The organism is Succiniclasticum ruminis DSM 9236, from assembly GCF_900112895.1.
Taxonomy (GTDB): domain Bacteria; phylum Bacillota; class Negativicutes; order Acidaminococcales; family Acidaminococcaceae; genus Succiniclasticum; species Succiniclasticum ruminis.
In genome coordinates this window covers 60,000-85,322 of the sequence record NZ_FONL01000010.1, presented here as the reverse complement: position 1 = coordinate 85,322, position 25,323 = coordinate 60,000, and the positions used below count along the sequence as shown (strand labels likewise).

The window sequence follows — 25,323 nt, the reverse complement described above, 5'->3', positions numbered from 1 at the left end:
ATATCATGGGGTATCTAAAGGGAAAAAGTTCACTGATGATATTTGAACGACATGCGAATCTGAAATATAAATTTGGAAATCGAAAATTCTGGGCAACCGGATATTACGTTAGTACGGTAGGGCTGAATGCGCAAACCATACAGAAATATATCCGGGAACAGGATAAGATGGATCAAATGGAAGATTCGTTATTCAGTAAAGAATACGAAGACCCTTTTAAGGGTAGCAAGTAGTCATACCACTGCGGCTTGAACAAAGTGAAAGCCAGCGTCATTTAGGCGCTGGCCTGTGTTGGGCCCTTATAGGGCTAAGCGAACCACCCCTTGAAGGGGTGGAAGCGATTTTGTTTAAGGGATTTTCAGTTAAAGTTCAAACTCCCTGGCTTTTCTGTTCCGATTTCTGCCGTTTCTTTTGCAGGAACAGTACCAGAGCCAGCACAGCCACACCGATGATGTCGGTTTCAAAACCGGGTTTCATCAGCAGCAACGCCCCTACAGCCGCGATTACACGCAGCCAGACGGGCATGAAAGTATAAACATAACCTTCTACCGCAGTACCAATCAGGAACACGCCTACACAGGCAGTGCCGGCCGTCAGCAGACCTTCCGCCAGAGTGGTGTTGATCAGCATCAGCTGGGGCGAGTACACGAACATGAAAGGCACGATAAAACCGGCGATAGCAAGTTTTACCGAAGCCACGCCTGTCATCATGGGATTGCCTCCGGAAAGCCCGGCAGCCGCAAAGGAAGCCAGGGCGACCGGCGGGGTCAGGTTGGCGAACATGGCGTAGTAGAAGGAGAACATATGCGCTGCGCCTACGGGGATGTTCAGTTTTGACAGGGCCGGGGCCGCGATGGTGGCCGTGATGATGTAGGCCGGGATAGAAGGCAGACCCATGCCCAGAATCATACAGGTGATCATGGTAAAGATCAGGGTAAAGAGGATGCTGGTCTTGCCAAGGGAAATGATGGTGTTGGCCATAGTGAGGCCGAAGCCGGTTTTGGAGCATACGCCGATGATGATGCCTACGCAGGCGCAGGCAACGGCTACGGAAACTGTCTGCTTCGCACCGTCAGCCAGGGCATCCAGCAGGTCTTTCAGGGACATACGGGTTTCTTTCCGGATAAAAGATACCAGGATGGTAACCAGGATGGTCAGCACCGCAGAGAAAATAACCGTCGTGCCTGAGAAGAACAGCATATAAAGCAGGAAAAATACAGGAATCAGCAGATGACTGCGCTTCGCCATAACATCTCCTGTCTTGGGGAGTTTGTCTTTGGGCAGGCCCGTGAGTCCGTCTTTGCAGGCCCGCAGGTGTACCTGGATAATGATGCTCAGGTAGTACAACAGAGCCGGGATAGCGGCCCAGGTGATGATGTTGGAGTAGGGCACGCTGATCATTTCCGCCATGATGAAGGCCGCGGCGCCCATGATGGGAGGCAGCAGCTGCCCGCCTACAGAGGCGGAGGCTTCTACCGCGCCGGCGAACTCTTTGGAATAGCCGGTCTTCTTCATAAGGGGGATCGTGAAGGCGCCCGTGGTTACTACGTTGGCCACGGCGGAACCGTTAATGGAGCCCAGGAAACCGGATGCGATGACGGCAACCTTGGCGGGGCCGCCTTTGGTGTGACCGGCCAGGGCAAGGGCGATGTCGTTGAAGAACTGCCCCATGCCGCACTTGTGCATGACCGTGCCGAACAGAATGAACAGGAAGATGTAACTGGCGGCTACGCTTACTGACGTACCGTAGATACCTTCTGTGTTGGCAAAGAAATGGTTGGACAGGGAAGGCCAGTCATAACCACGGTGCATGAACATGCCGGGGAATTCACGGCCGAAAAGCCCGTAAATAATGAAGATGATGGACAGGACTGTCAGGGCATTGCCTGTGACCCGGCGGGAACATTCCAGTACCAGCACCACCAGCAGGGTAGCCATGATCAGGTCTGTCTGGTTGGGATTGCCGGCCCGTTCCACAACGCCCAGATAATCGTTCCAGATATAGAAGGGGACCGTGAAACAGAGCAGGGCCAGGATCCAGTCGATAATGGAAGGCTTGGAATGGTCGGAGCTCTTGAAGCAGGGATACATCAAAAAGCCCATGGCAGTAATCATTGCCACATGAAGGGAACGGTGTACCAGGGTGACCGGCGGTCCGAAAGACGCAGTGTACAGATGATATCCGGAAACCAGAAGACAAAGGATGTAGAAAAATTTTGCCATTTTGCCCGTAAATTTCCGGGTGGCGGATTCCTTATCCAGTTTCTTCACGATTTCCTGCGACTTGGCTTCCAGTTCCTGCTGGGTCTTCTTGTCCAAAAATTCATGTTCCGTTGCGGAATTGTCGTTTCCAGTATTATTGATGTTTTTCTCTTCCATCAAAATACCTCCTTTTCACAATTGCCAGATTGACACGCGTATGCTCGGGAAGGGTTGCCCCCCGGGCGATGAGCTGACCATTCAGCTTGATGTCGCGGGTGGCAAAATGTGAATTGATCCAGGTAAACTCGTGAAATACCTGGTTGATATTACCCATATAGATCATGCCGTCCTTGATCCAGACCCTGGTTCCCTTGTTCTCGGGAATGCCGGCCCCGAAAGCGGGGAAGGCGATGGTGTCCAGAATCAGATCGTGGCTGGCGTCAATATGGTAATATTCGTGCCAGGGGATTTTCTCCCAGGAATGAATCCAGCCAAAGAAAAGCTTGTCGCCCTCTTTGGCTGGTACTTCAACATAAATTTCTTTGGTCTGATAATCGTAGATCCGGAGCACGGTCTGTGCCGAATATTCATTGAACACAAACAAAGAAGCGAGAACAAGAAAAAATACGGCAAACAGCGTTAAGTATTTTTTCTTCATTTGTTATTTCTCTGATTTTAAATTACACGGTTCGATTTAACTGTATACACGGTTCGATTTAACTGTACCGGTGCGTTCCGATTATTTCAGGATGCCTTTGTCTTTGTAGAATTTTTCCGCGCCCGGATGGAGCTGTACGGAAGTGCCTTTCAGGCCGCGCAGCGCGGTATCCAGTTTGATCTCCCGTTTTGCGGTTGCATGGGAAGCGCCGATGGTAGCCAGGCCCTTTTCAGAGTAGAAACCGTCCAGCAGGTCATATACAACAGCGTCCGGCAGCTTCTTGGAAACCAGCATGATGTTCATAACAGCAGCGGTGGTGGTGTCGGCATCCGTGCCGTAGGTAGCTTTCGGAATCTTCCATTCTACATAGAACGGATATTTTTTGGTCAGGTTCTTCAGTGCTTCGCCTTCTACCGGAACGAACACGATCTTTTTGGTGGTGCCCAGTTCTTTAATGGTGGCATTGCCCAGACCGGAGGTTACGAAGGCAACGTCGCACTGGCCGTTCTTCATCTGGTCGATGGCTTCGCCGTAGGACAGGTAGTCAACCTTGGCGTCTTTGTAGGTCATGCCGTTAGCTTCGAAGATCATGCGGGCGTTCAGTTCTACACCGGAGTTGGGAGCGCCTACGCCGACTCTCTTGCCTTTAATGTCTTTGAAGGATTTGATGCCGGAGTCAGTGGTGGTTACGATCTGCACCACGTTCGGCCACAGGCCCATCATAGCCCGCAGGTCGGTGGCTTTCGGTTTGCCTTCATAAGCGCCGAAGCCTTCCACAGCCTGGATTACGGAGTCGGACATGGCAATGGCCAGTTCGCCCTTGCCCGTCAGGATGGCGTTGATGTTTTCGCCGGTAGCACCGGTAGCCGTAGCGCTGGTCTTGTAGCCCATTTCACCTACAACCTTGGAGAAAGCGCCGCCGATTGGGAAGTAAATTCCGCTGGTGGGACCCGTCAGTACGGTAATGAATTCTTTGCTGCGGTCAACTTTGGCCGGAGCCGCGGTAGCAGCCGGTTTAGCGCCGTCTTTCGGGGCGTCAGCTTTTTTATCTCCGCCGCCGCAGGCTGCAACGCTCAAAGCCAGAGCTGCGATCATAGCTGCACTTAACACTTTTTTCATCATAATTTTCTTCCCCCTTTTCACATAAATGTGATTTTAATTGAGTCAGGTCCTGCTGCTTTATTAACCGGCACCGGGATTAATACATGGAACCCACTTTTCCAGTGTCAGCGAAAAGCATATTACCAATCAAATTATAACATATTTAATGACAGTTGTGTAACTCTCAAATTGTTTTTTTGTGTATTCTTAATTAAATTCCGTTTTCGTGTTATAATACTTGTTAAAATTAATACAATACAGGAGGCGAAGAGATGAGAAAAACGTTAAGGAAGCATTCCGTCCGTTCCGTAAATCTGTTATCTGTCTGCCTGTTGTCGTTATTCCTTTTTGGCAGTTTCGGTTGCGCCCAGGACAAGCCCATCGTATTTGATTACGCGTCCCAGCCGGAAGAGTTTGTGGTGAAACTGAAAGCAAACCAGGAGTACACCATCGTAAGAGGCAGGGACCGGTTTCCCTTTTCCCTGACGTTAAAAAACGACCTGGTCTTTGATAACGGGACCTCTCATCTGATCTGGAATAAAATTGACAGGGAAGCCCGTCTGTTGCGGGCCAAAGAGAGAGTTCCGTATCTGATCCATTCCAACGGAAAAGATTACCTGTATATTTACGGGGATCGGGCAGGCGACCTGAATTTTATTGAGCTTTCCGACACCAACAGCGTGAAAGGCGCTGATAACGCCCAGCTGCACTTTTTTGAAGAACCGAAGGATCCGAAAAACCTGCCGGTCCGGATCGGCATCAACGTGCTGGGACCTGCGGCGGCGGAGCTTCGCTATCATGTGGGAAAGCTTGGCAAGCCAACGCCTAATGAAGACCCGGAGGGGTACCGTTACTGTACGTCAGCAGACCGGAAAGAAAAGCTGGTGACCACGAAAGACACGCGGGTCCTGATTTTTGCCAATGCAGACGCAGCGGAAGGGAAAGAAGAAACGCTTCCTTCCGGCAGCGTGTTTACACGGCTGCGTACCAGCCAGCATCTTTATACCGACCTGTTGCTGGAAGACGGCCGGGTGTTCCGGGTAAAAGAACGGTATTACTTCAGCGAGCCCCGTGCCGTCATGAACGTTGTCGATTTTGCGGATCAACCGTTTGAATACAAGAAAGCAGATGGGAAAAAAGGGTAGGTCCGTCCTGTGGCTGCATCCTGCCGCAAGGTTCGCATCGGTGCGCCGGGACTGGCTGTATTTCTATTCATAATCTTATCATTGCGTTTGCTCTTAGCATAGTTTGGAGGCCTTTTCGTTGTCCTTGGATATTACATTTCTTCATTTAATTATCATGCTGCTGACCATTGCGGTTGTTATTTTTGGCGGTATCTATGTTGCCCGGGCGGTAAAAAGCGCGGAAGGCTACAGTCTGGGCGGGCGCAGTGCCAGCTTTCCTCTGGTAGCAGGCAGCATTGCCGGTACCGTCATCGGAGGCGGGGCTACCGTAGGCACGGCCCAGATGGCTTCCACCATAGGCCTTTCCGCCTGGTGGTTCACCCTGTCCAGTGGCATTACCTTTATTGTCATGGGCTTTTTATATGCCCGTCCCCTGCGCAAAACAGGGTTGGAGACCATCTCCCAGTATTTGGTGTTGAATTACGGGAAGACCGCCGGTTCCATCGCCAGCTGGGTCACGACCATCGGGATTTTCTTCAGCGTGGTGTCCAGCTGCCTTCCGGGTATTGGCATCATCTGCGCCGTATTTGACGTTTCCGTCTGGACGGCGGCATTGATTTTAATGCTGCTGGTAGCCAGTTACGTGTTTTTCGGCGGCATGAAGAGCGCCGGGGTAGGCGGCATCCTGAAGATGCTCATCCTGTTTGCCAGCCTGTTCGTGGCAGGAGGCACGGCGTTCTGGGCCATCCATACGGACCCGGCCATCAGTGCGGCGCTGCCGGACTTCCCCTGGTTCAGTCTGTTGGGGAACGGTACCGGCAACGCAGCGGCGAATCTGTTGTCCGTGTTTGTGGGGATTATCTGTACCCAGACCTACATCCAGGCGTTGTTTTCCGCCACAGACCCCCAGACGGCAGCGTACGGCGCCTTTGCCGCCGCTTTGGTAGCCATTCCGGTAGGCCTGCCCTGCGCCATGATCGGCATGTACATGCATGTGGCTGAACCGGGCGTGCAGCCGCTGCTTGTTTTGCCGACCTATCTGCTGCATCACCAGCCGGCCCTCATCGGCGGCATGGCCATGGGCGGCATCATCATTTCTCTCATCAGCTCCATCGGGGGCCAGTCCCTGGGCATCGGTACCATCATATCCAAAGACATTGTGGCGCCCCTGTTCCAGATTAAAAACGACAGCACCCTGCTGAAGCTGAACCGTTGCAGCTGCGTCCTGGTCATGGTCATCGGCTGCGTCTTTTCCATCATTTTCCGGGATACGCAGATTTTATTCTGGAACTATCTATCCATGGGACTCCGGGGCGGCGGCATCTTTCTGCCTCTCACCCTGGCCGTGTTCCGGCCCGGATGCGTCAGCGGCCGGTGGGTGGCGCTTTCCATGGTATGCAGCACGATGGTGGCGATTCTCGCCACCTTCCTGAAGACACCGGTGAAACCCATGTTTCTGGCGGTAGCGGTGAGCTTTCTGCTGTTGCTGCCGGGGATGCTGGCGAAGAAAGAATGACAGTGGAACGTGTTTGATAATAGCATTAATAAAAGGTGAACGGTTATGTCATGTAAAACAGTTTTTGTTAAAAACGCTGCCAAAAGGATGCTGATGGCGCTGTTGCTTTTGCTGGCGGTATGTAACGTCACAGGGGTGACGCGCGCGGAGGCGGCCGGGAGCCGTGTTCCGGGTATTAAAGCGGAACAGGGTTTGAAATCCCTAAAAGCTGCAACGCAGCACGCGGATGTGCCGCAGGCTGGGAAAACGGAGCCTGCAGCCAAAGATACTGCAACCCTGCCTGCAAAACCGCCGGCGCCCTCCATTGTGCGCAAATCCGTTAAAATTTCCGCCGTAGGCGACTGCACCATCGGTTGGGATGACCGTTTTAGCTGGGGCAACCGTTTTGATGCGTATCTGGAAGGCAACAACGGAGATTACGGTTACTATCTGGCGAAGGTTAGGGATGTATTCAGGGAAGACGATTTTACCATCGCCAACCTGGAGACAACCTTTACTTCCTACCCGGTAAAAATGGAAAAGACGTTTAACTTTTCCGCACCGGATGCGTACAAGAACGTGTTGTTGCAGGGCTGCGTGGACGCGGTGAGCCTGGGCAACAACCACACTTATGATTTCGGTGAAAGAGGCTATCTGGATACCATGGCCGCACTGGACAGCATCGGCATCCCGTATTTCGGTCACGATAAATATCTGGTGAAAGAAGTCTGCGGAGTAAAAATCGGATTATTCTCGCTGCTGGATTACGGATGCCAGTTTTATCACGAAATTGATAAGGCGCTGACGTATCTGAAAAGTCAGAAATGTGATCTTATCATCTCCTGTATGCACTGGGGAGTGGAGCATACCTACGAGCAGACATGGGCGCAGGTTGCCATGGCCCATTACCTGGTCGATAACGGTGTGGATCTGGTGCTGGGCAGTCATCCCCATGTTCTTCAGGGAATTGAGAAATACAAAGGGAAGTACATTCTGTATTCCATGGCCAATTTCTGTTTCGGCGGCAATACAGATCCCGATGACAAAGATACCATGATTTTCCAGCAGACCTTCACTTTTGTAAACGGAAAGCTGCAGCCGGACGATTACATTAAGATCATCCCGGCATCCGTTTCCGGCGTAAGCTATTGCAATAATTACCAGCCGGTGGTACTGGAAGGTGCGGAAAAGGAACGGGTGATGCGGAAGATCATGAGATACAGCAGCGGATTTGAATACAGAGAATAAACGCTGAGAAGGCGTTGTCTGACGGGAGTAATATCCTTTTCAGGCAGCGCTTTTTTATTTGCAAGAGAGCATAAGCGACACGCTTAATACCTGTCCGCTGTTTTGCGTAATGCGGCTTCGCCGCTTCCGTAAATTGCAGGCGAGGTTCCGGCATCAGACAGATACGGTGTAAGCAGCATGATGACTTCCGTTTTGCTTTTACTCCGGTAACGATTTTTGAACAGAAAACCTAACAAAGGGATTTTGGAAAGGAACGGAATCTGTTGCAACTGTTTTTGTTCTTCTTCGCTGATGAGGCCGCCGATTACCAGTGTTTCGCCGTTGCGCATGCGTACATTGGTATCGGCGGTCCTGCTGTTGATGCGGTAGTTTTTCAGTTCGCTGATGAGGGTGGGCGTGCTGACCTCGGTGTGGACTGCAGACGTGATATAACCGTCATCGCTGACTATGGGCGTATATTTCAGTTTAATGCCTGCGTCCACGTATTCGGTGGAATAGGTACTCTCTCCATTATTGTGTTTTTCAGTGACCACGGGAATATGACTTCCGATAAATATGCTGGCTTCTTTTCCCGGCAGGGTAATCAGGGAAGGGGTTGCCAGTACCTTTGCCTTGCCACTGGTGATGAGCGCATTCAGTGTGGCGCTGAACTGAAACTGCGCACCGGTTCCGCGCCACAGGCGCAGATGTCCTTTATCGGCTGTGTTTGCAGCTCTGTTTCCCGGTGAAGCAGTGTTGTCGTGTTTTTCCTTGTTGTATTGGGGCAATGTGTCCCAGTTCCACTGTATCCCCAGGCTTTTTTCGTCGGACTGGCTGATGGACAGGATTTTTGCTTCCAGCGTGACCTGTTGGGTAGTCTTATCCAAAGTCTGTAACGCTTCTTTGATCTTCCGGGCTTCGGCAGGGCTGCCGTTGAACAGCAGGCTGTTACTGCCGGCGTCTGCTGCCAGTTTTCCGGTGTTCAGGACGGCGGACAGCGGTTTCTGTAAATCTTCTGCTCTGGCGTAATTCAGGGGAAACGTGTAAAAACCGGCGGATAGTTTTTTCAGCGTATCGTCCCGCGATATGAGGATTACACTGCCGTTTTCCGTATAAGAGAGGCCCTGTACGGCAGCCAGGGTTTCCAATGCTGTATGCAGGGAAACGTTTTCCAGCTGCAACGTTACCGGTTCCTGAATCTTTGTGTCAGCAATCACGCTTTTTCCTGACAATTTTGTCAGTGCTGCCGCGATTTCCTTAAGTGAGGCGTCTTTTACAGACAGGGAAATCAGGGAAGTCCCGTTTGGCCTGTACCCGGGTTTGCTGTTATGCTGTTTCTCTACTTGGAGGGTAAAGGATTCAGCAGATAAAAATCCGGCAGGAACTTCGGCGCCGGCAGTTTTTGCCAGGACAATTGCGAGAAAAAAAGCACAGATGGTGATAAAAACTTTTGAAACATCAAACAGATTCAACTTGAATGGAATATTCAATTATTAAAATCCTCCTTTGGATACCATTACTGTTGTAATGTCAGCGTAACGGGCTTCATGCCGGAAGCACTCTTTTCCGGATAAAGCGATACAGCCGTTGCTGTGATTTCTTTGACGTAATATCCGTTCCCTAAGGATTCGCCGCAGCCGAAGGCTCCCTGTATCGCCTTCCAGCGAAGCAACGCGAGTTTGTCTTTTCCATTGTCAAAGATGCCGGTAACGTATGGTTGCTGCGAAACGGGAGCAGCAGGGGTTGCGGACTGCTGTACAGCAGTTTTTTTCATGGGAGCCTCAAAATGAGTATTTCCTGATGTAACACATTTATTCCCCCGGGTAACGGTCCGTTGTTTCTGCAATGCCGCAGGCAGGGCAAAAGGGTCGCGCCGGCCGGCAGCATCCGGATTCTTATCGTCCGGCACGGAATCGTATATCATGTTTTTGTTCGCCTGTTTTTCAGGCAATAAAATACCAGAGGCACCGTGATTAACAGGTGTCTCTGGTTTCTTTTTGCGTGTTTTCACTATGCTGTCAGCCTGTATTTCCCCAGCCTGGTTGCGATTGGCTGCTTCTTTTTTTACCGTGACCTGTGTAACAGAAACCGGCTCCTCACCGGTGTGACATCCCGATACAAAAAAAGAAAAAACCATAAAGGCTGTAAGGCTTCCGAAAAAAGATCTATAAAATTGTAAAATGCCGCGCATGCGTTTCCTCCTGAAAGCGCGTACGCAATGTTTGTATTGCCGTTGCTTTTGCCACAACAATGTCATTATAGCGCTGCCAGGGAGAAAAGAAAAGCGGTTGCATAAAAGTTCATAAAATGTTTTCTGATTAATGCGGATTTTTACAAAAGCCGGGAGAATTACCAAAAACAGGGAAAAAATTTCACGAATATTTTACGATATGCCTCTAAACGATATTTAAAAATCATAAGAGGGCTGGTAACATGGTAATGTGTTCTCAGGGAACCGGACAAAATGGAAAAGGAGATGATTTGTTGTTACAATACCGGCTGAAAGCAGAGGATGCACCGGTTTTGCGACTGCTGGACGGGATTATCGTACAGGGGTTGGAAGCAGGGGCCAGTGATATCCATCTGGAACCGGGAACGGAACGGAACCGGGTCCGGTACCGGATTGACGGCGTGCTGCAGCAGGCACAAAGGATTCCGATGGAACGGCATGCGGCATTGATTTCCTGTGTGAAGCTGATGGCAGGCATGGATATAGCGGAAAAACGGAAGTCCCAGGACGGACGGTCGCAGATTGCCCACAGCGGGCAGAAGATCGACCTGCGTATTTCTTCCCTGCCCACGATACAGGGAGAAAAAATCGTCATCCGGGTGCTGGATTCGGAAGCGAATCAGCTCCGGCTGGAGGATATGGGGTTTTCCGGGGAAAACATGGTCCTGTATCGGACTATGTACAAAGCTTCCTACGGACTGGTTCTGATTACAGGGCCTACCGGCAGCGGAAAGACTACCACGCTGTACGCAACATTGAAGGAATTGAATCAGCCGGAACGGAACATCATCACAGTGGAAGACCCCATCGAGTACCGTATGGAGGGAGTGAACCAGGTCGCGGTTAATACGAAAACAGGAATGACCTTTGCCAACGGACTGCGTTCCATTTTGCGGCAGGACAATGGTAGCTCAATTCCAATACAATATATGGGGAGATTGTCGAATAGAACCGCTAAATGTTGCATAGATTAAACCACAAAAGTTTAATCAAGAAAAATTGAACACAAAGAGTATAGAGGGGAATGAAATGGAAAGAATCAATAAATCGGTTCGTATATTTATGGGCATCAAAATTAAGGAATATAGAAAGCGGATGCGGTTGACGCAGAACGTATTTGCATCAATGGTAAAAGCTGCCCATAACACCGAAGCATCGTGGGAAAATGGTGAGCGGGAGCCGTCCATGGCGCAATTATATATGATAGCGAAAATTACGGGTGCAGGCGTCTCTGAATTTTTTCCGCCGCTGGTTGATGAGGAGGGGCAGGTGATGGAGAAGGAACTCATCACCGACTTCCGGAACTTGAACGATCAAGGGCAGACGCTGGCGGCTGCTGCAGTGAAAGGCTTATCACAGATGCCGGAGTACAGGAAGAAGAATGAATAGTAACTGCTGCTTGATTTCTTCTGTTGTATGTTCTATAATAATAAGGCAGAGTCGTTTCGGACGTTGGGCCGGCGGGGCACATTGTGCATCGTGGCGTCTGCTTCAATAGGTGCTTGCTCCTTTACGCCCGGGTCAATACCCCGGAAACGACCGGGAGAAGTACCTAAAAAAGTCCTTCATGGCAGCCCCTGCATTGGAAGCAGGATCGCCGAGCTGTGAAGGACTTTTTATTGATTAGGCGTTGAGTATAGAATAAACATAGATGTAAAATTTTACACGACAAAAATAGCGAATCCCTGCAACCCGCTTCACAGCTGGGCTGGCAGGGTTTTTGTTTTTGCTTCTGTGAGGGAGTACTTTTGGACTACAAATTTTTTAAAATTAATATAGTGGGAAGGCAATCTCGGGTTTCCCCGGATTTTTAAAGAAAAAATGAATCCAACTTATGATCGGAGGAATGTAGAATGAAGAAACTGTACTTTACTATCACTGGAACAAAGCATTATCACGGGCAGGCTTTTTTGAAAAAAGGCATGTCGGTGCGCCTGGTAAAAGAGCCGGATAACGAGTATGACAATGAAGCCATTAAGGTAATGATGAAGGGACTGGACAAAATCGGCTATGTAGCCAACAGCCCGTACACTACGATAGGAGAGAGCTTCAGCGCCGGACGCCTGTATGATAAGATTGGAAAAATTTCAGAGGGGAAAATACTGTATGTGACTGCTGACGGCGTGCTGTGCTGTATAACAAAGAAAAAAGTGAAATGATACAGGGTGGTATAGATGATAACAAAGATTATTTCGATAACTGTATTGGTGATTGCTTTCATGGCATTGTTTGAAGCGGTAGCGACCTTATAACAAAGGGAACAGGATTATGGCCTATTATTATTAATCTCAAAGGAGGAAGCGGTATGTATAAAAAAATGCTTTGCAGTTTATTGATAACTGGCATTACAGTAGGACTTTTAACTGGATGTGGAGGTTCAAACGACAAAAAGGATGTGAAAGCCACATCTGGGGATAAAAAGATTGAACAAACAGTTGAAAAGAAAACTGAAGCGCCTAAAGCTTTGACTCTTCAAGATAAAGTTAAAATTGAAGATGTACAAAAATTCGGGGTTAAATTTCAGTATCAGAAACAGCCAGGCCTTGGCTTGAGCTTTAAAGTCATCAACAATACCGATAAAATATTGAGTGGTGTTCAACTTCACATAACTGTTAAATCACAATTCGGTGATGAACTAAGAAAATTAAATTGTGACATTGATAAAGATATCCCGGCACATGGGTATGTGATTTTTAATGCAGATAAACGGGGTGGCTGGGAAACCAACCAATTTATGAATAACGAAGTGAAAGCGGCAGAGACACCTGCTGAAAAATTAAAGTTTGATTTTTATGTAAATAAAATAGTTTATAAAGACGGAACTATTGAAAGCGCGGGTAAGTAAATACTGAGAATGTACTCACATAGGTAAGAGAATTGAAGATGGTTTCACCATTGGGCCCCCCTGTTGTAAGCTGAATTTTTAACAGAACCTGTTCGTGCGTACGTCCCAGTTTTCCGGTGCGCATGCGGTACACGGCAGGTTCTATTTTTATTTGCATTTCAGTACTATTCTGTTATAATGAATGAGGAACACTTCTTTAGCAAGCACGATCGCAGAACCAGATCCACCTTTGATACTGGTATCTGTCGAAAGCAGACCGCAGGTGGTAACGGTCGATGGGCGGGCGGAGCCATCGTAAAGAATATTCCAAATAATGCTTTAGCATATACGTTCGGCGATGCAACGCTACTGCTTTTGTTTGTATCGTCAAGAAGCATGTCATAAGTAGCGGTGACAGGTAAGCGTGCGGACTTACCATAAAGCATTAAAAACAGTGGTTTCCCCATTATGACGAAAACGTGTAGGCATGATGGCGGTAGCGTTGGATGAATCGTAACCTTCACCGGCAGCACAAACCATTGTTGACTTGGTTTATCGGATGTAGGGACCTTCTCTTGTGTGGCGCCAACGTTATTGTTGCCTTGAGTAGATACCGCACTGTAGTTGGTAACAGTGGCAGCACCTAAGCCCGGGCTGTAGTAAACCAGGTTTTATGTCATAAAAGCCTTTCATGGCAGCCCCTAATTGCCAATTAGGTACGCACCGCAGTGAAAGGCTTTTATTTTTTTTGAATTTTTTTTAAAAACAGGTTCCGCTTTTTCGATTTTTGTTGACTTACTGTATTGGGAATGGAAATTCCCGCAATATGGTAATCTGTAAATTTTTTAAAAAAAGGTTCCGCTTTTTCATTTTTTGCCGGATTACTATATTGGGAACGAGAATTCCCCAATACGGTTATCAGGGAGGGCGATGAACATGAAAAGCAAACGCCGGCGCCGAATGCGTAAAATGGCTTCTGAAAGAGTTTTAATGGACGGGTATGGTCAGGAGTACCATATCGTTGAGAAACGGCTTCCAGGACGGCGTAAAAGTGTTTACGATACATATGTTGTAAGGCAAAAGAGGACGGGGAGAGATTACCTGGTTGAAATCATGCTGCAGTGGCTTATCAGGCTGGTAGCCAGTATGCTGCCGGTGGGGGATTGGAATCTTTCAGAGTGGTGTTGAATGTGTTTAATGGCAGTTTTCAAAAAAGTATTTATTGCAACACAATTTGCTGGTATAATTATAATATATCCCTATGTATAGAAATGCTAAAGGGGGGCGACTTATGCACAGCGAAAGCGAAGCAATAGGAATTACTGTAACACTTCTTGATGGAACTATAGATGGTCGTTATGAATACCGTCTTGATTCATGGAATATTGACGTCTATAAGATTCCACATAAATTGTTGAAGGAATCGGATAACTATAAGGTGTTGCACACTCCGGGAGTTTACTTGTTATTTGGTGAGGAAACGACGGAAGGTGCCCCGTTTGTATATGTTGGAGAGGCTGAAGATATTTATGTTAGATTAAATCAAAAGCATACTTTTGAAAAGGGTGCAAATAAAGAGGTCTGGGATGATGCTATTATACTTGTGGCTTTAAGTGCTGGTGATCTTGATAAGGCAAAGATAAAATACCTTGAGGGAAGATTTTATGAGATTGCTTCAGAAGCTAAACGATTTGTTGTAAAAAACGGGAATACACCAAAAATATCACAATTATCAAAGCAAAACATAAATGCTATGGAAAATTTGATTAAGAAGGCAAAACTTATTCTTCCGACTACTGGCTATGATGTTTTTACTGCAAAGAGTGATTCAGTTAAGCCACCCAAGGTACAACCACAGCCAAAACCCAAAAAGAAGCAGGGCAAAATTGTTGATTTGCCACCACTTCCAAGCAAAGAATTGGGGCCGTGTGAGTATGCAAAAACTGGTCTAGAGAACCTTTTAAATAGCGGATATACTTTTTCAGAAGCACAGATGAAACGATATGGTTCTATTGAGGGGAGCAAAGATTTTACTCATAGAAATAATCCCATGTTTTGGGTATTAAAAAACGGTGAAAAAAGAGCTGATTTAGACAAAACGATAACTGATCGCTATTGGGCAAAGGTGTTTCAGTCTGGGGAATATAGATTTTTGATGTTTTCCCAATGGTATAAAGATAATATTTCTGGATCCCATAAATCAGATTTTGACAATTGGTATAACACTTTAACTGAAAAATAGCAGCCGGTACGCCTAAAAACAGTAAATCCCTGCCAACCGCGTTAATGATGGATTGGCAGGGATTATTATTTTGACTCTGTGATAAAAACATATTATAAAACTATTTTTACGACTATTTTTCTTTTGTAATTTTAAGAAGTTGTTTACCCATACGGGTTATCAACGGTACTACCAATGCGTTACCCATACAAAAGTACCGGAACTTTTCTGGCATACCTGTATCCGTCCAGTTATCGGGGAATCCGTTTAGACGTTCGCATTCCACCGGGGTGAGGAAGCGGAACTTGCCTGTCTTGGGGTCAGCAATGATATGCGTAGAACGGTTGGTGCTGGATTCACTGGTGAGCATGGTACGGCTCGGCCTGTCCAACGGATCCGGGAAGGCGATGGGTCCTTCAGAGAACGTATAGCTGTGGCCGTTGGCGGCGGTGCGCTCGATTTTCTTCGCACCTTTCATGTATTCCCATTTGGCAAGATTGTCGCCTAAGAAATACTTATCATCCACACCATCGGATTCCACTATATCCGCCAGGGTCTTTTGTTTATGCGGGTATGGAGTGGTCGTGGATGTGTAGACCCTGCCGTTCAACATAAGGCCCGTGTTTTCAAATTCTGCTTTGAAATTATTGGAAATATCAACAAGGTCGATGTAGTCGTTTCCGTCGGCCTTCGTTTTCAAGTCAAATTCATGGACGATGTCATTGCCCCTGACTTTGAACTGGTCGGCGAAGAAACCGGTCTTGTACATCACGCTTCTGACGCTCTCATCCGCTGATTTGATGACGGCCGAGTACCATTTGGTGGTCTTCCTTGCTGCAAAGATGAATATACGTCGCCGACGTTGGGGATAGCCATATTCAGCAGCGTTGATAACACGCCATTCTGCATAATATCCTTGGTCGTATAGGCAGCGCAGGATGATGGCAAAGTCTCTGCCGCGTTGTTTTGCAGGTGATTTTAGGAGCCTATCGACATTCTCAAGCAGGACATAATCCGGTTTACGTTCGCTGATGATATCGTTGATGTACCACCACAGCACACCTTTTTTCCCTTCGATGCCTTTGGCTCCGCCTGAATGTGCCACGGAGTAATCTTGGCAAGGGAAGCCGCCTACCAGCAGGTCTACGGCAGGACAGTCCTTTTTTGCTATAGCTATATCTTCGTTGCTGTTCGTCAATGACGGGCCGAAGTGCTTGTCATAACAGTCAAATGCATACTGAACCTTTTTTCCTGGTTCCCATTGGTTCGCCCAGATTGTTCGGAAGCAGGTAGAAGCTTTTTCAAGCCCGATGCGGAACCCTCCTACACCGGCGAACAGTTCTGCTACAGTGATATCTTTCATTATTTCTTGTTCCTTATTTATTTTCAATTATGTGTAAATGTTATATAATTATTTTATATTGATGAGAAGTGTGCGGCTCATTATATTAATTCTAAACTCAATACTTTTGCGTTTGAGATTACAGGGACGGACGGAAATCCAGGCTGGTTGATTAAAGATGGTATGTTGACAGATTATTATATATTAATATGGGTTCATGCTAACGAGAAGAAGTATCCGCCGCAAGAAAAGGGCTGGACTAGGTATTATGAAACGGCTCAAATTGAAGATGTTGAATACATAACTTGCTGCTTTATACAAAAAGAAAGGCTGATTAAGTATTTGGAAAATAAGGGATTAGATAAAACCTGTCTTTATGAACAGGCTAAGATGATGAGAGAAAAGAAATGCACAACTGACGAAAAGAACGGTTATTGGTTTACATATAGTTATAAAAATTTAAGAGAAGGTCCTGTAAATATACTTATCCCTAAAACGGAACTTCAAGCTTTGGCAACTAATAAGCATGGTTGTTTTTGTCATAGAGTTAATGCTCCCAAAACAGAAGATGAAATTGTATTAAGTGATTATAACGGGTAGAATTCTTTGCTTGTGTTGCAATAAACCGTTGTTATTCTTAAATCAAGGAGAGTATCATGGCCGGCTATTTGATGAATATGAGCAATTGGGGATCCATTGAATCGTGCGTAAAAGATGGGATTTATAGTACATGGTTTCCAAAGTTGAGAGGTTCCTATTTTGGCATCGCAAAGGAAGCTACATTCGCTGATTACCTTTCGATGAAACCGGGCGACAACATTTATTTTTTCAATGACCGAATCATCTACGGAATTGGCGAGTTGGTGGATATCCAGGGTGATTGTAAGTTCCTTTCGCATATCGGCGCTGACTTACCAAAGAACTTGTCTGGGGCGGATCTTGAAGAAGCACGACCTTTGTTGCCTTACGATCAGGAATATAGCCGTTGTTTCTGTGTGTTCAAGCCGTCACCCCTGTTCTTCACCGAAGGGGTGGACATGGATGAGGCCCTGAACAGCAATCCCCAGGCCTTTCGTATTCTCCGGGCGATGTGGAAAGTATCGTTTATCAAGATGGGCGATGAAGAAAACAAAGCCTTATACGATATCATACTGAAAAGGAATGAAGATAATCTTGTTAAACAGAACAACTATCTTCCTCATGACCCGTCTTTTATTGAGAAACTTGAATGCACAGATTTAAGCCCTTATCATTTTCACTGCAAAAACATCCTTAAATCCGTTGATACCGCAGAGGGATGGGTTCGGCATGAGATGGCGTTGGAGGCTGCCGTTGTAGATACGTTGGCGACTAACGGCAATACTGTTTTAGGAGAATGGGACTATATCTCCCACCAGGTTATAGCATCCCCGTTTAAGCCGGTTGATTATATGGATAAAATCGACGTTTTTGGCTACCGGTACATCAAGGGGTATAAGACAAAATCAAAATTCCTGATTATAGAACTGAAGAAGGACAATGCTACGAAGGAAGTCATTTGGCAAGTTATGAAATATGTGGACTGGGTTCGGAAAGAGTATGCCAATGATGACTACGGAATGATAGAAGCGTTCATAATCGCATACGGGTTCCCAGATGATGTGATTGAGGAACGCAACAAATGGGCGGTCCGGCAATACATCACCGGTCTACGCCCCGTAAAGCACTCAACATGGACAAACCTCCGTCTGGTACAGTACCGCAGCTATGACGGGGAATTAACATTAGAGGAAGTGGCTCCGATTGGATAGGACTGAAGCGATACGAAAAACAATGCAAGGAAATACCAGGTCAGATACATCTATTGAAATAATGTTTCGCAAAGCGTTGTGGCGCAAGAATATACGTTTTAGGAAGAATGTTAAATCCATACTAGGTTCTCCAGACGTCGCAATAAAAAAGTATCGCCTTGTAATATTCTGCGACGGCGACTTTTGGCACGGCAAAAGTTATCATGGTGTTAAAAGCCATGAGCGTTTCTGGAACGAGAAGATTAAGAGGAATCAGGAGCGCGATTTAGAATATACAATTCGGTTGCGTGATGAAGGTTGGACTGTTCTGCGGTTTTGGGAAAGCGAAATCCGAGATGACTTAGATGGATGCGTAGCAACTGTGATTGAAACAATACGAAAGCAGAGATGACCGAACTTAACATTCTTGTTTTTATTGGCATTATCAATAAGGAGGAGTCATAATAATGCCGTTGAAGTATGCCGAGTTTTGTACCGGTGTCGGTGGGTTTAGACTTGGAATAGAACAATCTGGAGTAGAGGCTGAACTCGTATACGCCAATGAAATAGATAATAACTGCGAGAAAACATATATTGCAAATTTTGGAAGGAAATTTGACTCAAAGGACATATTTGATATTCAGCCAGACAGACTTCCTGATTTCGATATGTTCTGTTCCGGTTTTCCTTGTCAGCCTTTTTCGGCTGCAGGAAAAGAACTTGGGTTTAATGATGAACGTGGAACAGTATTTTTCAAGCTCTTGTCTCTTATTGAAGTAAAAAAGCCAAAGGTTGTTTTTTTGGAAAATGTTCCCAATCTGATTCGGCATGATAAGGGAAACACTTATAAAGTAATCACTGATAGCCTTAGAATGCGAGGATATACTTTGTCTGCCAAAATACTTGACAGCTCATACTTTGGCGTCCCACAAAGCAGATCTAGGATATATATTGTCGCACTAAGGTCTGATGCTTATGGAAATAAAACAATTGATTTTACTGAAAAGCGGACTGGAAGAACTGCTTTCAGACCGTTTATCATACAAGGAGATTATTCAATTCCAATCACAAAGAGATGGGAAGAATATATTGACTACTATCTAGGCAAAAAGCCAATAGAAGAAATGTCATTTGAAGTCCCTAAAAGTAGAAGAAGCTTAGAACGGATTGCAACTAATTGTGATTTAGAAGATTGTGTGTTTCAAGTTAGGTCTAGTGGAGTAAGAGCGCTCTCTATTGATGCTCCGCTACCAACGCTTACAGTTTTGAATTCAGGAGGTGGAGCCCATATTCCGGTATTATCTAAAGAACGCCGCCATTTAAGTATCAACGAAATGAAACGGATTATGGGCTTTCCGGATTCATTTGATTTTACAGCAGTTTCCAGAACTGATGCTGCTAAACAATTAGCTAATGCCGTATGTCCACCTGTGATTTCATCAATAATTCAGGATATTGATAAGGCAATTAACTAATAATTAAGGAGAGAGTATTTTGGCTACGGATAAGACAAACATATATCTTCAAAGATTAAATTCATTTGGTAAAAAGGTACAGTATAAATTTAACTGTATCAGCTTATTCAGCGGGGGCGGGGGGTTGGATCTTGGTGCCCACTTTGCTGGATTTAAGACACATTTGGTAAGTGATATTATTCCGGCGTATACAGATACTATAAAAGCGAACTTACCTCATGTTTTTGCTTATAACGATGATGCGATGGAGTTGACACCAGAAAAAATCAGGTCTTTATCAAATATTGATGGGGATATAGATTTAATTATTGCGGGTCCTCCCTGTCAGGCATTCAGCATCATGGGGAAACGGAAATCTTTGGACGACCCGAGAGGAAGATTGACAATTAAATATTTTCAGCTTGTTTCTGGCTTAAGACCAAAAGCGTTTTTGTTTGAAAATGTTCCGGGCTTAATGACCGTGAATCATGGAAAGGATTTTAGCAACCTGCTTGCGTTTATTGAAAAAGAAACGGGATACCAGATTTTTAAGACCAAACTAAATGCTGCCGACTTTGGCATCCCACAAGAAAGAGAAAGAATCTTCATAGTGGGTTTTAGGCCTGATGTGTATTGCGATTCTTTTGCTTTTCCGGAAAAAGCGACGGGTGTATATCAAAATCAACTGACAGATAAAATGCCAAGCAAGTATGCCTTAGAAAACATAAAGGAATTACCGAACCAGGTGATAAGAGTTCATACAGAAACTGTTAAGAAACGGTTTGCTGCAGTTCCGCAAGGTGGAAGAGATAGGGGCTCTTATTCAGATAAATTAAGGCCGGAAATGCCGTCTGGTACAGTTATGATTGGATCATCAGCTGGTGGAGCAAGACCGTTTATTCATCCATATGAGCCAAGAGCTTTAACTGTGAGAGAAACTGCTCGTTTGCAAAGTTTTCCTGATTGGTATGTTTTTTTGGGGTCGAGGACAGAGCAGTATCGTCAAGTGGGAAATGCAGTTCCACCGTTGTTAGCTTACGAAATTCTGACTGCAATAGGAAAAGTTTTGGAGGAGCAAAATGTATCCTGATATTCCTTATGATGGCCTCTCTTGGCCGATAACACAACACGCAGGGGTACTTTCCAAAGATGTTGTGGATGGTTTGCTAAATGCTTGCCTTCTTTGCAATAGTGAAGAGGTTAAAGCAGAAATCATCAACGAATATTTGGTTCAAAATGGGATTCTAACTATGAATGTACGGGCTGACAGCAACCAAGTTGATGCTTGGAGAGATTATCAGCAAATCTTGAGTGAATTTGGCATGATTTACTCCACGCGTATCTCGAAGGTTATCAGATTAACTCCTGTTGCAATGGCTTATTTGTCGCATCGAATATCTTACGAAGAGATGATTGCTTTACAGGTTTTGAGATACCAGTATCCTAATGGTCACAAGTCGCAGTTAAGCCCGTCATTGAAAGAAAGCTACGGGCGCGAATTCAATTTTGATACATTTACTGAGATGCAGGAAGAGTGTGGAATTCTTATTAGACCGGCTGTGATGGTTTGGCAAATATTGTATGAGCTGTGGCAGAGAGGTGAACAAGCGGTATTGTCTCTCGATGAAATGCAGAGGTACGTCGTGCGCTGCTTGAAGCATACGGATTTAAAAGCTTGCTGTGCATGTATACTACAAAGTCGTCATGCAGGAGAAGATCTTCCTGCGCTTACCCGGGCGAGAAGGAATATGTCTGATTGGCTTAAAATAATGAATCAAACTCCTTTATTTAAACTTAATACTAATGGCAATGTTATTACTCTATCAAGCGTTTCTATTAGAAGTGCCAGTCTAATTGGTGATATATGCAAACAGATGTGTAATTCGCAGACATTCTGGTTCTTTAAAAAGGATAGCTTTAAAAAGGATTGGTTTGATTTCTATGGGGACTTTGATCATAACACAGACTGGATTATCAAATTATAAGAGAGGGGAATTATTTATGGAAGACTTGTATGTAAAAGCAGCAGAAACAGTAAGAAATTATATAAAATTAACTCACTTTTCCTTTTCGGCATCAATAGAAGATATACAACAGGCGTACAAGTCATTTCAAGAAAGATTTGGTCCTGAGCAATTGAAAGCATTGCCTGATGCAGAGCTTTTGAGAAGTATGTTTCTGTCTGTAGAAGGAGATAATACAAGCCTCTGCTATTATCTTGAATTCGATTCTAAGATTAAAAGTTATTTTGGCAGTATATCAGGAGGGTCCTCTTTTAAATATGGACTATTTCAGCGACAGGAAGACAATCAGTGGGTAACTGGTGCTCCCTCTAGTCCAGAAGTGCTTTCGGAGGAGGATGCTCTGAGGCTAGGCAAGCAGATTAGAGATTCAGTGATTGCTGGATGCGATTTAATTGGTAAAAGTAATCTTGTATCTATTGAGGAATATGCTGCCTTGGACAAATCTCTGAACGAAATAATGGGAAAAATTTCTGGTTTTGCGTGGGTTCAAAAATATTTTCATATGATTTTCCCAGACAAATTTGTCAGTTGGTATGTTTCCTCCTGGATTGATCATTACCTCCTTGCCTTTGGTATAAAGCCTGAAGACAAACAATACGTCAAGAACGGTCAGCTAAATCTCATTCGTAAACATACAGAATTGCCAGCTCCTCATTTTGGTGAGGTGTGTTATAAAATGTTTGGCAATGTTAGACATTTCTATAGGTTAGGCTCCTCGGATGATTCAGGAAATTATGCTGATGAATGGCGTAGCAAAGGACTTGTGGCTATTGGATGGAACGAAACGGATGATTTAGTTGAGTACCTTAAGAATGGTTCTATTGACAAAAAAGAATTAGCCACGAAGCTTGCTTCTCTATACCCAAGCATGGATAAAAAAACCGCTTCTCGAAAAGCGGGTGAAATGAAAAGATTCTATGAAGCAGCTAATACCGATATATTTGTCGTTATGGATGGTGAAAAACTTATAGCTATGGTAGACGCTATAAGTCCATATTTCTATGATGATTCTGAACACATGGCGCATTGTAGGCGGGGCTCTTGGAAAATGAAGTTTACTGATGGAGAAAAACTGCCAGAGTCGGAGGGTCAGTTGACTACCTGCTATGAATTGACAAAAGGGGCAAATCGTCTGTTTTTATATAAAAAATATTTTGATGCTTTATCAACAGAAGGAATCCAAAACAGTATGACGGATCAAAGTACTGTAGTTTATAAGACAAATCTAAAAACGGACTTCGAGCTTAACAGGATTTTGTTTGGCGCTCCTGGCACTGGAAAGAGTTATTTGCTAAATTCTGAGCGAATAAAATTGTTAGGTGAAAATAATGAGGCTGATTATGAGCGTGTAACGTTCCATCCGGATTATGCATATGCAAATTTTGTTGGCACATATAAACCGGTACCTGCTGGTGATGTGATTACTTATGAGTATGTACCCGGTCCCTTCATGCGTGTTTATGTAAACGCCCTGAGAAATGGCAGAACGGCTAACGTTCGTCCATTTCTGCTCATTATTGAAGAAATCAATCGTGCGAATGTTGCAGCGGTTTTTGGTGATATTTTTCAGTTACTCGATAGAGATGACGATAATGTCAGTGAGTATCCGATTCAGGCGACAGAAGATATGAAAAAATACCTCGCGAAAGAACTCGGGGGTGATAAAGAAGATTTCAGTAAAATACGCATTCCAAACAATATGTTTTTGTGGGCAACGATGAATAGTGCGGATCAGGGTGTATTCCCTATGGATACAGCATTCAAGCGGAGATGGGATTTTACTTATATAGGAATCAATGATGGAGAGGGCGGGATTGCCGGTAAGACAGTAACCCTAGGGAAAAACGACAATGCTCGTATTGTTGAATGGAATAGTTTTAGAAGGGCAATTAATGAATGCCTAAGTAGTTTTAGAATCAATGAAGACAAACTACTCGGGCCGTACTTCCTCTCGCGTAAAGTTGTTCCACAGGATTCTGAAATAATACCAGAGATTTTTATCAATGCTTTCAAAAACAAAGTTCTAATGTATTTGTTTGATGATGCAGGAAAGCAAAAGCGTTCCTCCTTGTTTGCTGAAGATGTGGATTCGACTAAATACTCAGAAGTTTGCAGGGCATTTGAAACAAAGGGTATATTTGCTTTCTGCACAGAAATTAGTTCTGCTGTCAATGCGACTATACCTGATGAAAGGGAGAAACAATGATTTCTAAGTTTCTACGTGAGCAAAAAAGATATTCGCAAAGGGAACTTTGTGCAATATTTGAATGTTCTGAAGAAAAGGTTGTCCCTATAATCCGAAAGCTAAAAGAATTTGGTGTTTTTAAAGCTGTAAGAGCTACCGACACGCAAAGAAGTATGTCGGAACTTCTTGAAGAAGATATTGAGGTTGCTGATGTTGAAACCGGTGAAGACGAATACTTGTATGTATTAACCTTTGTTGGGGTTATTACAGTGGCTGGTCGTGTTTTAAAGTGTTATCCCAAGTATTTGCTTCATAATTCCGAACCGAAGAAAGAGCTTCACCAGATTATAAAGGTTCTTCAAAAGTTTAATAAAAAAGAACAAATCGTTAGAGTGTTTAATAACTCAAGCGTGGATCATGCATTTAATCTTTTGGCGGTGCTTTTGTTTTTTCTGACCGATTACTATGAAAATGGTTCCTATACAAATACTGAAGATATTGTACAACACAATGGATCAGGAGAAATACTTTGGGATAAAACCATAAACGAGACGTTTATGTTTTTGAGTGATAATCGACCATATTATATTGATCTGCAGACAAAAAAGCGTATTGAAGATAATTACGATTACTTTAAGCGACTGCATGAATGCATTTTGACTACTGCATCAAAAGAACTTCGTCAAGCTGATTTGTTGGAAATATTTGAAATTACAGAAGTTAATCTTTCGGATGAGCTCTTAGATGATTTTGGCGATAGAGACTATATTTTAAGCAGAATCGAAAAAGAGCTGAACATTCAGTTCAATACACGAAAACAAATCCTGCTTAAAACTATTTATGCTTACATTGCTCATAGTGGGAGTTTGTATGATACAGATTGTTTGTCTATGTTTGGCACTAATAGTTTTAGCCTTGTTTGGGAGAGGGTATGTGCGGATATATTGGACAACAAACTAGATGCTCCCTTATCATCTTTGCGGTTACCGGTTCCCTTAAGACCAGAATATTATCCAAGCTCGAAACTAATAGATTTAATAGAGAGGCCTTTATGGACTATAACGGGAAAGACTTCTGTAGATACACTTATACCAGACTTGATAACTATTGTGGAAAAGGACGACAAGAAGATTTTCGTTATATTTGACGCAAAGTATTATAATGCTTTGCTTGAGCCAGGCGTTCAACCAAGGGCACACCCTGGTATTGAATCAGTCACAAAACAGTATTTATATCAACTTGCCTATCAAAAGTTCATAAAGGATCATCAGTTTGCGTACGTTAGGAACTGCTTTCTAATGCCTACCGATGGAGATAGGGTGATTAATAAGGGTGCAGTGTCTTTACAAATGTTAGACAATTTAGACCTACAAAGAATTCAGGTCAGACTGATTCCTGCTCAGATGGCATTCCGATTATATTTAGCTGAAATGAAACTGAATCCTGAAGGCCTTGATTTGTAACTAT

24 protein-coding genes are annotated in these 25,323 nt (G+C 44.9%); 18 read left to right on the top strand and 6 right to left on the bottom strand.

Annotation, left to right across the window (positions count from 1 at the left end; all coding sequences use genetic code 11):
* Nucleotides 1–233 (top strand): transposase (locus BM159_RS08075; protein WP_177205971.1); only part of this gene is annotated, 233 nt, incomplete at its 5' end.
* Nucleotides 234–369: 136 nt separating this feature from the next.
* Here BM159_RS08075 and BM159_RS08070 read toward each other — a convergent pair.
* From BM159_RS08070 to BM159_RS08060, 3 genes are all read right to left on the bottom strand, one after another.
* Nucleotides 370–2,379, bottom strand: a complete 2,010-nt coding sequence (locus tag BM159_RS08070) for a TRAP transporter permease (RefSeq protein ID WP_093913736.1) — start codon at nt 2,377–2,379, stop codon at nt 370–372.
* On the bottom strand, nt 2,357–2,860 hold the full coding sequence (locus tag BM159_RS08065; protein WP_093913735.1) for a DUF1850 domain-containing protein: 504 nt from the start codon (nt 2,858–2,860) through the stop codon (nt 2,357–2,359). The genes BM159_RS08070 and BM159_RS08065 overlap by 23 nt, the downstream gene beginning before the upstream one ends.
* An 81-nt stretch (nt 2,861–2,941) precedes the next feature.
* Nucleotides 2,942–3,979, bottom strand: a complete 1,038-nt coding sequence (locus tag BM159_RS08060) for a TAXI family TRAP transporter solute-binding subunit (protein WP_177205972.1) — start codon at nt 3,977–3,979, stop codon at nt 2,942–2,944.
* 254 nt (nt 3,980–4,233) lie between these two features.
* Here BM159_RS08060 and BM159_RS08055 point away from each other — a divergent pair, with 254 nt between their 5' ends.
* The 3 genes from BM159_RS08055 (at nt 4,234) to BM159_RS08045 (ending at nt 7,828) form a co-directional block, all read left to right on the top strand.
* Nucleotides 4,234–5,106, top strand: a complete 873-nt coding sequence (locus BM159_RS08055; RefSeq protein ID WP_093913734.1) for a hypothetical protein — start codon at nt 4,234–4,236, stop codon at nt 5,104–5,106.
* 124 nt (nt 5,107–5,230) lie between these two features.
* On the top strand, nt 5,231–6,601 hold the full coding sequence (locus BM159_RS08050; RefSeq protein WP_093913745.1) for a sodium:solute symporter family protein: 1,371 nt from the start codon (nt 5,231–5,233) through the stop codon (nt 6,599–6,601).
* A gap of 45 nt (nt 6,602–6,646) precedes the next feature.
* The gene (locus BM159_RS08045) at nt 6,647–7,828 is read left to right on the top strand and encodes a CapA family protein (protein ID WP_093913733.1); all 1,182 of its coding nucleotides are present in this window, start codon (nt 6,647–6,649) and stop codon (nt 7,826–7,828) included.
* Nucleotides 7,829–7,911: 83 nt separating this feature from the next.
* Here the strand turns inward: BM159_RS08045 and BM159_RS08040 are convergent, their stop codons facing one another.
* Together BM159_RS08040 and BM159_RS11835 are read right to left on the bottom strand one after the other, a co-directional pair.
* Nucleotides 7,912–9,297, bottom strand: a complete 1,386-nt coding sequence (locus BM159_RS08040; RefSeq protein ID WP_093913732.1) for a type II secretion system protein GspD — start codon at nt 9,295–9,297, stop codon at nt 7,912–7,914.
* Between the two features lie 26 nt (nt 9,298–9,323).
* Nucleotides 9,324–9,731, bottom strand: coding sequence for a hypothetical protein (locus BM159_RS11835; protein WP_143089414.1), 408 nt, complete (start codon nt 9,729–9,731; stop codon nt 9,324–9,326).
* Nucleotides 9,732–10,240: 509 nt separating this feature from the next.
* Between BM159_RS11835 and BM159_RS08030 the strand changes: the two genes are divergently transcribed.
* The 6 genes from BM159_RS08030 to BM159_RS08005 all read left to right on the top strand — a co-directional run bounded on the left by BM159_RS08030 (nt 10,241) and on the right by BM159_RS08005 (nt 15,103).
* Nucleotides 10,241–11,011 (top strand): GspE/PulE family protein, encoded by a 771-nt coding sequence (locus BM159_RS08030; RefSeq protein ID WP_093913730.1) that lies wholly within the window; start codon nt 10,241–10,243, stop codon nt 11,009–11,011.
* 55 nt (nt 11,012–11,066) lie between these two features.
* The gene (locus BM159_RS08025) at nt 11,067–11,426 is read left to right on the top strand and encodes a helix-turn-helix transcriptional regulator (RefSeq protein WP_093913729.1); all 360 of its coding nucleotides are present in this window, start codon (nt 11,067–11,069) and stop codon (nt 11,424–11,426) included.
* A 464-nt stretch (nt 11,427–11,890) separates the two neighbouring features.
* Entirely contained in the window at nt 11,891–12,196 is a 306-nt protein-coding gene (locus BM159_RS08020) for an HIRAN domain-containing protein (RefSeq protein WP_177205970.1), read from the top strand.
* 146 nt (nt 12,197–12,342) lie between these two features.
* On the top strand, nt 12,343–12,882 hold the full coding sequence (locus BM159_RS08015; RefSeq protein WP_093913728.1) for a hypothetical protein: 540 nt from the start codon (nt 12,343–12,345) through the stop codon (nt 12,880–12,882).
* A 915-nt stretch (nt 12,883–13,797) separates the two neighbouring features.
* Nucleotides 13,798–14,049: a hypothetical protein gene (locus tag BM159_RS08010; protein WP_093913727.1), complete on the top strand. Its 252-nt coding sequence runs from the start codon at nt 13,798–13,800 to the stop codon at nt 14,047–14,049.
* 103 nt (nt 14,050–14,152) lie between these two features.
* Nucleotides 14,153–15,103 carry a GIY-YIG nuclease family protein gene (locus BM159_RS08005; protein WP_093913726.1) on the top strand — a complete coding sequence of 317 codons (951 nt, stop codon included), beginning with the start codon at nt 14,153–14,155 and terminating at the stop codon, nt 15,101–15,103.
* A gap of 112 nt (nt 15,104–15,215) precedes the next feature.
* Here the strand turns inward: BM159_RS08005 and dcm (BM159_RS08000) are convergent, their stop codons facing one another.
* On the bottom strand, nt 15,216–16,445 hold the full coding sequence (gene dcm / locus BM159_RS08000; RefSeq protein WP_093913725.1) for a DNA (cytosine-5-)-methyltransferase: 1,230 nt from the start codon (nt 16,443–16,445) through the stop codon (nt 15,216–15,218).
* Between the two features lie 147 nt (nt 16,446–16,592).
* On the opposite strand from dcm (BM159_RS08000), the gene BM159_RS07995 reads away from it, so the two are divergent.
* From BM159_RS07995 to BM159_RS07960, 8 genes are read left to right on the top strand one after another with little or no spacing between them, the layout of a single operon-like run.
* A complete protein-coding gene (locus BM159_RS07995; RefSeq protein WP_093913724.1) occupies nt 16,593–17,024 on the top strand; it encodes a hypothetical protein in 432 nt (143 codons plus the stop codon).
* A 56-nt stretch (nt 17,025–17,080) separates the two neighbouring features.
* Complete coding sequence (locus tag BM159_RS07990; protein WP_218149550.1) at nt 17,081–18,214, top strand: PDDEXK family nuclease; 1,134 nt, start codon at nt 17,081–17,083, stop codon at nt 18,212–18,214.
* Nucleotides 18,207–18,605, top strand: a complete 399-nt coding sequence (locus BM159_RS07985) for a very short patch repair endonuclease (RefSeq protein ID WP_281243277.1) — start codon at nt 18,207–18,209, stop codon at nt 18,603–18,605. Before BM159_RS07990 ends, BM159_RS07985 begins: the two co-directional genes overlap by 8 nt.
* Before the next feature lie 55 nt (nt 18,606–18,660).
* Complete coding sequence (dcm, locus tag BM159_RS07980) at nt 18,661–19,668, top strand: DNA (cytosine-5-)-methyltransferase (protein ID WP_093913723.1); 1,008 nt, start codon at nt 18,661–18,663, stop codon at nt 19,666–19,668.
* A 19-nt stretch (nt 19,669–19,687) separates the two neighbouring features.
* Nucleotides 19,688–20,737 (top strand): DNA cytosine methyltransferase, encoded by a 1,050-nt coding sequence (locus BM159_RS07975; protein WP_177205969.1) that lies wholly within the window; start codon nt 19,688–19,690, stop codon nt 20,735–20,737.
* On the top strand, nt 20,727–21,632 hold the full coding sequence (locus BM159_RS07970; RefSeq protein WP_093913721.1) for a hypothetical protein: 906 nt from the start codon (nt 20,727–20,729) through the stop codon (nt 21,630–21,632). Before BM159_RS07975 ends, BM159_RS07970 begins: the two co-directional genes overlap by 11 nt.
* 16 nt (nt 21,633–21,648) lie before the next feature.
* Nucleotides 21,649–23,877, top strand: coding sequence for an AAA family ATPase (locus BM159_RS07965; RefSeq protein WP_218149549.1), 2,229 nt, complete (start codon nt 21,649–21,651; stop codon nt 23,875–23,877).
* Nucleotides 23,874–25,319: an LlaJI family restriction endonuclease gene (locus BM159_RS07960; RefSeq protein WP_093913719.1), complete on the top strand. Its 1,446-nt coding sequence runs from the start codon at nt 23,874–23,876 to the stop codon at nt 25,317–25,319. The genes BM159_RS07965 and BM159_RS07960 overlap by 4 nt, the downstream gene beginning before the upstream one ends.
* The last annotated feature ends 4 nt before the right edge of the window (nt 25,320–25,323 follow it).